The organism is Acetatifactor sp. (assembly GCF_982438285.1).
In genome coordinates this window covers 1-6,938 of sequence record NZ_CEWDFQ010000160.1, presented here as the reverse complement: position 1 = coordinate 6,938, position 6,938 = coordinate 1, and the positions used below count along the sequence as shown (strand labels likewise).

Genomic DNA, 6,938 nt, shown 5'->3' with positions numbered 1-6,938 from the left:
AAAAGGAGGAGCTGGTAGCTATGAAATGGAGATTAAAGGCTTGTAGAATACAGGCAGGACTTACACAGTAGGCGGTAGCAAGAGCTGTAGGGGTTAAGGCTGATACTGTAGAGAGCTGGGAAAACGGGGAAAAGTCTCCCAGCATGGAGATGGGATTGGCATTAAGTAAACTATATCAAATTCCTTTAGAAAGCATGGATTTTTCAAGGGAGAGCAATAAGAAAATCAAGTCATAATCAGATGATAGCGGAGGAGTTGTAAAAGGCTCCTCTGTTTTTTCCTCATTTCTAAGGAATGTAGTATAATATGATTAGATTATTACAGGAGGTGCGGATCATGGGATTACAGGAATTATTAGAAAAATATGATAAGAATTATCGGATTGGAGATAATTGGTTTAAGCTCAAGGAAGAAGAAAAAACGAGTTGTGAGGGTTGTATGTTCGATATAGGGCGTACTAAATATTGTTTAATCTATCTGGAGGAATCGGGGAAAGAAAAGCCTCAAAACTGTAAGCACAGGCGAGAATTTAAGGAGGGAAAATAGGTCATGGCAAAAGCATTTATAAACAGCTCCTCTCCCATTGGTAAGGCTTATCTGGAGTATTATGAGCGTATTGGAGGGGATCTCTTTGGATGTACTGTAGGGATGCCTGTAGAAGTCTATGAGGCGGTATATGAGCGGTACGGTGGAGAGATCGGACTGTATAAGGAGTGCATAAAACAGGGTAAGAGCTGGCAGGAGCTTTTAGGCACATCTGGTAAATGGGATGAGATACAGTATTAGAGCTAGGGAGTAGATCCTTAGCTCTATTTTTTTATACAAGGGTTATATAAAAATTTGCTCTCTTTGTGATTATGATAATTAAGCCTAAATAATGAGGCACAGGAAAACACAGGATCATAAAGGAGGGCTGTAGGATGGCTAAAGAAAAGGCAGGATTAAGAGCGGTGTTCTATGCCAGAGTAAGCACACAGGAGGAGCATCAGCTTAGAGCACTTCCTAAGCAAGTAGATGAGTGTAGGGATGTTATAAATTCTAAAAATTGGGAACTGGTAGACGAATATGTAGATGAGGGCAAGAGTGGAACTGTTATAAAGCGGCGTGATGAGTATCAGCGGCTTTTAGAGGATATGGAAAAAGATAAATTTGATATTATAGTAGTAAAGGATCAAGATCGTTTACAGCGTAATACCAGAGATTGGTATAATTTTATAGATTGCTTAGTACAAAACAAGTTAAAACTCTACTTCTATTTAGAGAGTACTTATTATTCTCCAGATAATGCTCTTATTACTGGAATTAAAGCTATCATGGCGGAGGAGTATAGTAGAAATCTCTCTAAAAAAATGCTTAATACTAATCATAGACGGATAGAGAAAGCCAGAGCTGGGGAGCCTGTATCTGCTATGGGAAACGGTCAAACATACGGTTATAAAATTGTAGGCGGCAAATGGGTAGTAGATGAAGAACAGAGGGAAGTAGTAAGTAAAATGTATGAGCTTTATAGAGAACTCCACAGTATCCGCAAAGTGAGAGATGCTCTTAATGAGCAGGGTTATAGAAATCAAAGAGGCTCTTATTTTACAGAGGAAGTAGTAGGCAGAGTTATAAAGAATGTGATGCACAAAGGGTGGGTTATCCTTAATAGACATCATAGAGATTTTGAAACTAAGCAGATAATAGAAAAACCAGAGGAGGAATGGGTAATAGTAAAAGATGACCATGAGCCGATAGTATCAGAGGAACTTTGGGATGCCGTGAATGATGAGATCCAAAGCCATAAAAACAAAGGAAATAGTAAAGGAAAAGGCAGAGGAAAACGGATGGGAACAGAGATTTTAAGCGGCAAAATGTTTTGCGCTCATTGTGGTAGAGTGCTGTGGAAACATCCCAGTAATGGGTATGTAGGATGGTACTGTAGCGGAAAATTGGGTAAAGGGAACATAGCTTGTGAGCATCCTGCTATTATTACAGGAGTAAATATTAACAAATACCTTGTGATTTTAGCAGATCGGCTTTTGGATTATAGTACCATAGAATATAGCAAAGCACTTTTAAAAAAGAGGAGTATAAAGTGGCTGGAGGATTTAAAAGACAGCTTGACTACTCCTAACAATAATGAAACCATTAAGGCAGAGATAGAAAAACTGGAGGGGAAAAAGGCTAAGCTGTTAGATGCCTATACAGAGGAGCTCATTAGTAAGGAAGAATTTAAGAATAAAAGGGAGGAGATAGTTAATCAAATATCAGCAAAGGAGGCTTTACTCATACCGCAAGAAGAGCATCCAGATATTAAGGCTATTGAGGATACTATCAAGAATATAGATAATGAAATTGATATACTTTTTGAAAATGAGGCGATGCTGGAAGAGAATAAGATAAAATTCCTTATGGAGCATATCAAGAAAATTATAGTCTGTGAGAATAAGGATGTATGTGTTATACTAGATAAAGTGGCTGGAGCTGTTTTACTTATAGACGGTGGAAAGGCTGAAATAAGTATAGAGTTAGTATCAGAGGATGAAGAAAATTATGTATTTGATAGGGAAAGTATGCCGTTCCCCCATGGCGGAATTTGTCATGAAAGACCTGGTATCCAAGGCGGGTCTTTCCCATGAATTTCATATTGCCTCCGCAGCTACCAGCACAGAGGAAATCTGGAATGGCGTGGGCAATCCCGTCTATCCACCTGCCAGGAAGGAGCTGGCCTGTCATGGCATTTCCTGCGAAGGAAAGCGGGCGGTGCAGCTGACCCGGGCAGACTATGACAAATATGACCATCTGATTGGAATGGATAGTGCAAATATCCGGAATATGCTGCGCATACTGGGAGGAGACCCGGAAAAGAAGGTCCATAAGCTGCTTACGTTTGCAGGCTCGGACCGGGATATTGCAGATCCCTGGTACACCGGAAATTTTTCAGACACCTACGCAGATGTGGAAGCAGGCTGTAAGGGATTGCTTGACTGTTTGACAATGAAATGATCTTTTTCACAGAAACTCCATTTTTTGTACACACTTTGTACGCAGAAGGATAGTATTCTTCTTACATAAAACAGGAAATGGAGGTAAATATTATGAAAAAACAAAATCTGATGAGAACGAAATCAAAAGTCCTTTGCGGAATTTTGGCGGCAGCAATGGTTATGGCAGGAATGACTGCGTGCAGCAGTACCTCCGGGTCAGACACGGTACAGGAGAGCAGCCAGGCGCAGAGCAGTACAGCTGAGGAAGCGGCTGAGAGCAGTACAGTGGAGGCCACAGACAGTGTAGAGGAGGCTGTCACGTATTATGGACAGATTTCAGCCATAGAGGGGAACAATATTACGGTAGAGCTTGCCGAGACGCCGCAGGTACCGCCGCAGGAGCCGGACGGTCAGGCACCGGAGCAGAATTCAGAAGTCTCTGGAGAAACGGCGCAAAGTGAGGCCGCAGGAGAGGAAACTGCTGCAGAAGCGGAAACCTCCGGGGAGGAAGCTGACAGTCAGACCACAGCTGGAGCGGAAACCCTTGAAGGCGAAGCGGTGTTAGAGCCTGAGGAAGAAATGACGGCCAGAGAGGAGCTGGAGCTGCAGCTTACGGGCGAGACCATGACCATAGAGGTGGATGAAGAAACCATTATTACGGTAAATGGAGAAACCGCTGCAGTGGAGGATTTGCAGACAGGCGATATTATAACCTTTATCCTGCAGGGGGAAAAGGTGAATTCCGTGACAGCGGGTATGGCTCCTGAGGCGCCGGCGCCGGAGGCTGGGGAAGATACGGCACAGGAGGAGGGCAGCTCTGAGGCTGCTTCCACAGCAGAATCATAAAGCATCATAAAGGCGCAAAAGCAAACGGGGACGTTCTTTGGAAAGGACGTCCCTTTTGCTGTAATCTTCGGATGACAGCGGAGGGAAAATATAGTATGCTGAAAACAAAAGGCAGAAGAAGGAAGGAAGCAAAATGACCAGGGCGGTAATTTTTGATATGGACGGAACTCTCATTGATACGGAAAAGTACTACAGGATATTTTGGCCAAAGGCAATGGCGGAGTTTGGTTATGCCATGACAGACGAGCAGGCCCTTGCCATGAGAAGCTTAGGGCGGCCCTTTGCGCCCCAGAAGCTGAAGGAATGGTTTGGAGAGGATGTGGACTACTGGGCGGTGAGAGAAAAAAGAAGGGCTATGATGAGGGAATGCCTAGAGCGGGAAGGACTTGGCTGCAAGCCTGGTGCCGAAGTACTGCTTCCATATCTGAAGGAAAGAGGAATAACTACTGCCGTTGCCACCGCCACAGACTTAGAGACCACAGAAAGGTATTTGAGGCAGACAAAGCTTTTTCCCTATTTTGACAGAATTATCAGCGCGTCCATGGTGGAGCGGGGAAAGCCGGCCCCGGATATTTATCTGTATGCCTGTGAAAGTCTGGGACTGGCGCCCGGGGACTGTATTGCGGTGGAGGACTCCCCTAACGGAGTGCTTTCGGCCTGGCAGGCGGGCTGCAGGGTGATTATGGTGCCTGACCAGACCCAGCCGGATGAGAGTCTGAAGAAGTGTCTGTATGCCAGGGTGGATAACCTGATGGAAATTTGTCCGCTGGCAGTTGATTTTTGAAGTGCACTGTGTTATTATTTTAACAATACGGCGCATAGGAATAACAGCCCGCTTTCACACAGCTATAATCTGCGGGCGGAAAGGATAGAAGGATAAAAATGAAACAGGGTTTTGACGACATTGTGGCAAAGGTCAAGGAGTGCGGCAGAAAAACAGTTGCCGTGTCCGTGGCGCAGGACGAGGCTGTGCTGGAGGCTGTAAAGGAGGCAAAAAGGCTTGGAATTGCAGACGCCATTTTAGTGGGCGACGAGGAGAAGATCAGAGAGATTGCAGCGGGCATTGAAATGGATTTGGAAGGATATCAGATCATCCACGAGCCGGATATGGTGCAGGCTTCCTTAAAGGCGGTAAAGCTGGCCCATGACGGGATTGCCGATATGTATATGAAAGGGCTCATCGACTCCAAAAACTTCTTGAGAAGCGTTCTGGACAAAGAGGTGGGACTCCGCACCGGAGGGGTGCTTTCCCATGTGTGTGTGTTTGAGATTCCAGGCATTGACAGACTGCTGTTTTTGACAGATGTGGCTTTCATGACTTATCCGACCCTGGAGGACAAGGTAAATATTATCAAAAACACCATTCCTGTGTGCAGAGCGTGCGGTGTGGATATGCCTAAAGTAGCGCCTTTGGCTGCAGTGGAGGTGGTGAATCCCAAGATGCCTGTCACGGTGGAGGCGGCGGAGCTTACGCGCATGAATCAGGAGGGAGAGCTGACCGGCTGTATCGTGGACGGTCCCCTTTCCTTAGACCTTGCCATTGACCCGGAGGCGGCGAAGCATAAGGGAGCTACAGACCGCCGTATTCAGGGAGACGCAGATGTTTTGCTTTTCCCGGATATTCATGCGGGCAATCTGGTGTACAAGGCGATCGTACATATGGTAAAAGTAAAAAATGGCTGTATTCTCACAGGCACGAAGGTGCCGGTGATTCTCACCAGTCGTTCCGATACCTTTGAAACCAAGGTCTATTCCCTGGCTTTGGCAGCAGTTGTGGCTGAGGAAATGAAAAAAGGATAGTAATATGCTGGATGAATTCATAACATGTGCAGCGGAAGTTGCAATAGATATTGCGGAAGCAGTCATCACGAACAAACTTGATAGGAGAAAAGATAAGATGTCTATTAAAAGCTTAATTATCAATCCGGGCTCCACCTCCACCAAAATAGGTGTGTTTGAGGATGAGACCCTGTTGTTTGAGGAGACCTTAAGACACAGCACCGAGGAAATCGGCCGTTATGCAACGATTGTAGACCAGAAGGATTTCCGCAAGAAAATCATCACGGACCTGTTGGAGGAAAAGAATTTTGATTTGAAATCCCTGAATGTGGTGGTAGGACGGGGCGGAATGCTGAAGCCCATACCCGGGGGAACCTATCTGGTTACGGACGCCCTTTTAGAGGACTTGAAGGTAGGAGTACAGGGGCAGCATGCCTCCAACCTGGGGGGAATCCTTGCCAGAGAAATCGGTGATTCCCTGGGAATTCCTTCTTATATTGTGGACCCGGTTGTGGTGGATGAGCTGATGCCCATCGCCAGATATTCCGGTGTGCCGGAGCTTCCCCGCATCAGCGTGTTTCATGCACTGAACCAGAAAGCAGTGGCAAAAAGATATGCCAAGGAGACGGGCAGACCTTATGAATCTCTTCGCCTGATCGTGGTGCATATGGGCGGCGGCGTTTCTGTGGGCGCTCATGAGTACGGCAAAGTGGTGGATGTGTTCAATGCTCTGGACGGAGACGGGGCCTTTTCTCCCGAGAGAGCGGGGGCGGTTCCCAGCGGCGCTTTAGTGAAAATGTGCTTTTCCGGCAGATACACGGAAAAAGAGGTGTATCAGAAAATCGTAGGCAAGGGCGGCTTCAATGCTTACCTTGGAACCAACGACATGCGGGAAGTCACAAAGATGGCCAATGAAGGAAACGAAAAGGCGGCGGAGGCAAAACAGGCATTCCTGCTGCAGGTAGCAAAGGATATCGGTTCCATGGCCTGTGTGCTGAACGGAAAGGTGGATCAGATCATTGTAACGGGAGGCATTGCCTACGGCCAGGACGTTGTGGACGCTCTGCGGGAGAGAGCGGAATGGATTGCGCCCTTTACCGTATACCCTGGGGAGGATGAGCTTTTAGCGCTGGCGCAAGGGGCTTTGCGTGTGTTAAACGGCGAGGAGCAGGCAAAGGATTATTAAAAATAACACCTGTATTCAGTCGGGATGCTTGCGGAATTCCCTGGGGGATTTCCCGTATACCTTTTTAAAAAGATCCTTGAAGTAGTTGCTGTCATTGAATCCATATTCCAGTGCTATGTCTGTGATGGTATTGTCCGTGGTAAGAAGCGCGGCGCGGG

Annotated in this window: 9 protein-coding genes and 1 pseudogene; 9 read left to right on the top strand and 1 reads right to left on the bottom strand. The window is 46.3% G+C overall.

The annotated features are described in order from the left end of the window. Positions 1 to 86: 86 nt before the first annotated feature. From AC1WIP_RS09140 to buk, 9 genes and pseudogenes are all read left to right on the top strand, one after another. Positions 87 to 236, top strand: a pseudogene (locus AC1WIP_RS09140) (helix-turn-helix domain-containing protein); the annotation flags it as partial. A 100-nt stretch (positions 237 to 336) separates the two neighbouring features. Beyond that, positions 337 to 546, top strand: a complete 210-nt coding sequence (locus AC1WIP_RS09135; RefSeq protein WP_481141550.1) for a hypothetical protein — start codon at positions 337 to 339, stop codon at positions 544 to 546. A 3-nt stretch (positions 547 to 549) separates the two neighbouring features. Then, complete coding sequence (locus AC1WIP_RS09130; RefSeq protein ID WP_481141549.1) at positions 550 to 786, top strand: hypothetical protein; 237 nt, start codon at positions 550 to 552, stop codon at positions 784 to 786. Positions 787 to 920: 134 nt separating this feature from the next. Then, on the top strand, positions 921 to 2,621 hold the full coding sequence (locus tag AC1WIP_RS09125; protein ID WP_481141548.1) for a recombinase family protein: 1,701 nt from the start codon (positions 921 to 923) through the stop codon (positions 2,619 to 2,621). Beyond that, a complete protein-coding gene (locus AC1WIP_RS09120; RefSeq protein WP_481141547.1) occupies positions 2,524 to 2,988 on the top strand; it encodes a low molecular weight protein-tyrosine-phosphatase in 465 nt (154 codons plus the stop codon). Before AC1WIP_RS09125 ends, AC1WIP_RS09120 begins: the two co-directional genes overlap by 98 nt. Positions 2,989 to 3,080: 92 nt before the next feature. After that, on the top strand, positions 3,081 to 3,815 hold the full coding sequence (locus AC1WIP_RS09115) for a hypothetical protein (RefSeq protein WP_481141546.1): 735 nt from the start codon (positions 3,081 to 3,083) through the stop codon (positions 3,813 to 3,815). A 133-nt stretch (positions 3,816 to 3,948) separates the two neighbouring features. Then, a complete protein-coding gene (locus AC1WIP_RS09110; protein WP_481141545.1) occupies positions 3,949 to 4,599 on the top strand; it encodes an HAD family hydrolase in 651 nt (216 codons plus the stop codon). A 98-nt stretch (positions 4,600 to 4,697) separates the two neighbouring features. Further along, positions 4,698 to 5,615 (top strand): phosphate butyryltransferase, encoded by a 918-nt coding sequence (gene ptb, locus AC1WIP_RS09105; protein WP_481141544.1) that lies wholly within the window; start codon positions 4,698 to 4,700, stop codon positions 5,613 to 5,615. 97 nt (positions 5,616 to 5,712) lie between these two features. Continuing rightward, positions 5,713 to 6,780, top strand: coding sequence for a butyrate kinase (gene buk / locus AC1WIP_RS09100; protein WP_481141543.1), 1,068 nt, complete (start codon positions 5,713 to 5,715; stop codon positions 6,778 to 6,780). Positions 6,781 to 6,795: 15 nt separating this feature from the next. Here the strand turns inward: buk and AC1WIP_RS09095 are convergent. Beyond that, positions 6,796 to 6,938 (bottom strand): AraC family transcriptional regulator (locus AC1WIP_RS09095; protein WP_481141551.1); only part of this gene is annotated, 143 nt, incomplete at its 5' end.

Coding starts and splice junctions, on each gene's coding strand:
- AC1WIP_RS09135 (WP_481141550.1), top strand. CDS start 337: ATGGGATTACAGGAATTATTAGAAAAATATGATAAGAATTATCGGATT.
- AC1WIP_RS09130 (WP_481141549.1), top strand. CDS start 550: ATGGCAAAAGCATTTATAAACAGCTCCTCTCCCATTGGTAAGGCTTAT.
- AC1WIP_RS09125 (WP_481141548.1), top strand. CDS start 921: ATGGCTAAAGAAAAGGCAGGATTAAGAGCGGTGTTCTATGCCAGAGTA.
- AC1WIP_RS09120 (WP_481141547.1), top strand. CDS start 2,524: ATGAAGAAAATTATGTATTTGATAGGGAAAGTATGCCGTTCCCCCATG.
- AC1WIP_RS09115 (WP_481141546.1), top strand. CDS start 3,081: ATGAAAAAACAAAATCTGATGAGAACGAAATCAAAAGTCCTTTGCGGA.
- AC1WIP_RS09110 (WP_481141545.1), top strand. CDS start 3,949: ATGACCAGGGCGGTAATTTTTGATATGGACGGAACTCTCATTGATACG.
- ptb (WP_481141544.1), top strand. CDS start 4,698: ATGAAACAGGGTTTTGACGACATTGTGGCAAAGGTCAAGGAGTGCGGC.
- buk (WP_481141543.1), top strand. CDS start 5,713: ATGTCTATTAAAAGCTTAATTATCAATCCGGGCTCCACCTCCACCAAA.